This window comes from Calidithermus terrae (genome assembly GCF_003574345.1).
GTDB lineage: Bacteria > Deinococcota > Deinococci > Deinococcales > Thermaceae > Calidithermus > Calidithermus chliarophilus.
The window spans coordinates 1-2235 of the sequence record NZ_QXDL01000350.1 but is presented as its reverse complement, the minus strand read 5'-3'; the positions used below and the strand labels follow the sequence as shown (position 1 = coordinate 2235).

Here is a 2235-nt window from a genome sequence, read left to right as displayed (position 1 = left end):
CGCTCGGCGTAGTACAGCCCGTAGCCCTGGGGGGTGTAGAGCTGGTCGGTCAGCACGCCCGAGGGGCTGCTGCCGTAGAAGATGCGGTCCTTGAGCGCGTCGAAGCGGAGCTGGGCCTCCGGGCGCAGCCAGCCCCAGGTGAACAGGGCCAGCCCGCTCACCACCGCCCCCACCCCCAGCACCGGCAGCAGCAGCACCATCGGCCGGACGCCCCCGGCGTACATGGCCTTGAGCTCGGACTGCCGGATCCAGCGGGCCAGCGTGATCAGCAGCGCGAACACCAGCCCGAAGGCCAGGGCCACGCCCAGGAAGTACGGCATCCGGTACAGCCACAAAAGCAGCATGTCCTGCACCGGCGTCCCCATCCGGGCGAAGGCGCCCGCCCACGAGGTGAAGAAGTCGCTGGTGAGCAGCCCGACGAAGATCAGAAATCCCACCAGGTACAGGCTCAGGGCTTCGCGAAGGAAATAGCGTCGGAGCATGCTGGCGGCAGTATACGGCGGCACCATGATGAAAAGGCTAGAACGGAGGGGCGGGCCGGTGGTCGGTAGCTGAACGCCCAACGCCCAGCGCCCAACGCGAGACGCCGGACGTCGAACGCCGATAGCTAGGCCGGGGGCGGATCATGGGGGATGTTAGGAATATTTGACATTGAGTAAAGAATGGCTTACATTGGGGACGTCAAAGATTTTTGACATCGGCTCGAGCGCCCGGCGGTTCGGAGGAGGCGGGATGACGTACGAGGAGAAGGGGACCTGGGTTTTTCTGGTCGTTTCGGTCGCGGCCTTCGTGGGCTATCTGGCGTGGCTGGTGGGGCAGCTTCTCAGCACCCCGCCTGCGGAGATCGCCTACGCGCGCCCGATGCTGTGGGCCATCGGGGGCGCTGCGGTCGCTTCGATCCTGGGCCGCCTCCTGATCGTGGTCGCCGCGCCTCGAGAGGCCGGCAGGAGCGACCAGCGCGACCGCGAGATCCAGCGCTTCGGGGATCACAGCAGCCGCTTCTTCGTGGACGTCGCGGGGATCGCCGCGCTCGTCATGGCCCTGCTCGAGCTCGACCACTTCTGGATCGCCAACGCCCTCTACTTCGGCTTCGTCGGCGCGGCGCTCGTCGCCTCGGTGGTCATGATCGTGTCGTACCGGCGGGGTTTTTACCCGTGGTGAAGCCGACGAAGATCACCAACTCCATCCGCGCCCTGCGCTTCGCCCACGGCGAGATGACCCAGGCCGAACTCGCCGACCGGGTGGGCGTGACCCGGCAGACCATCATCGCCATCGAGCAGGGCAAGTACTCGCCCTCGCTCGAGATGGCCTTCCGGATCGCCCGGGTGTTCAAGGTGCCGCTCGAGGAGGTGTTCCACTACCCGGATGAGGCCGATGGCCGGTAATCGATAGCCGGATGGCTGCGGCTGAGGCGGCAGCCCCGGCGACGTGCGGTGCAGGAGGCCCATGAGGCCCCAGGCGAGCCGTCGTGCTCGAAAGGAGATGGCAGATGAAGGCGATGGTATATACCCGGTACGGTTCCCCCGACGTTCTCGAGCTCAAGGAGGTGCCCAAGCCCGTCCCGAAGGCCGGCGAGGTGCTGGTCAGGGTGCACGCCACGGCCCTCAACGCGGCCGACTGGCGGCTTTTGACGGGCACCCCGCGCCTGCTGCGGCTGATGTTCGGGCTCTTCCGGCCCAAGCACCCGGTCCTCGGCGCCGACGTCGCGGGGCGGGTCGAGGCGGTGGGGAAGGACGTGAAGGGCTTCAAGCCCGGGGACGAGGTGTTCGGCGACCTGTCCGGCAGCGGGCTCGGCGGGCTGGCCGAGTACGTCTGCGCCAAGGAGCAGGCCCTGGCGCTGAAGCCGCCGCGCCTGGCGTTCGAGGAGGCGGCGGCCGTGCCGATGGCGGCCGTGACCGCGCTGCAGGGGCTGCGGGACGCCGGCGGGATCCGGCCCGGGCAGGAGGTGCTGATCAACGGCGCCTCCGGCGGCGTGGGGACGTTCGCGGTGCAGATCGCCAAGGCGCTCGGCGCACGGGTGACGGCGGTGTGCAGTTCGCAGAAAGTGGACCTGGCGCGCTCCCTCGGGGCGGACCACGTCGTTGACTACGCCAAGGAGGACTTCACCAAGAGCGGCCGGAGCTACGACCTGATCCTCGACGTCGCGGCTTACCGCCCGTTTTCGGAGTACCGGCCCGCGCTCGGCCCTCAGGGTGTTTACGCGCTGGTCGGGGGTCACTTCAACCGGATCCTGCA

4 protein-coding genes are annotated in these 2235 nt (G+C 68.3%); 3 read left to right on the top strand and 1 reads right to left on the bottom strand.

Going from position 1 to position 2235, the window contains the following annotated elements:
* The coding region (locus Mterra_RS20510; protein WP_119316777.1) for an LptF/LptG family permease at nucleotides 1-482 on the bottom strand (482 nt) is incomplete at its 3' end.
* Nucleotides 483-732: 250 nt separating this feature from the next.
* Here Mterra_RS20510 and Mterra_RS20505 point away from each other — a divergent pair.
* From Mterra_RS20505 to Mterra_RS20495, 3 genes are all read left to right on the top strand, one after another.
* Nucleotides 733-1161, top strand: coding sequence for a hypothetical protein (locus Mterra_RS20505; protein ID WP_147372996.1), 429 nt, complete (start codon nucleotides 733-735; stop codon nucleotides 1159-1161).
* Nucleotides 1155-1385: a helix-turn-helix transcriptional regulator gene (locus Mterra_RS20500; protein ID WP_027892536.1), complete on the top strand. Its 231-nt coding sequence runs from the start codon at nucleotides 1155-1157 to the stop codon at nucleotides 1383-1385. The genes Mterra_RS20505 and Mterra_RS20500 overlap by 7 nt, the downstream gene beginning before the upstream one ends.
* Nucleotides 1386-1489: 104 nt before the next feature.
* The coding region (locus Mterra_RS20495; protein WP_147372994.1) for an NAD(P)-dependent alcohol dehydrogenase at nucleotides 1490-2235 on the top strand (746 nt) is incomplete at its 3' end.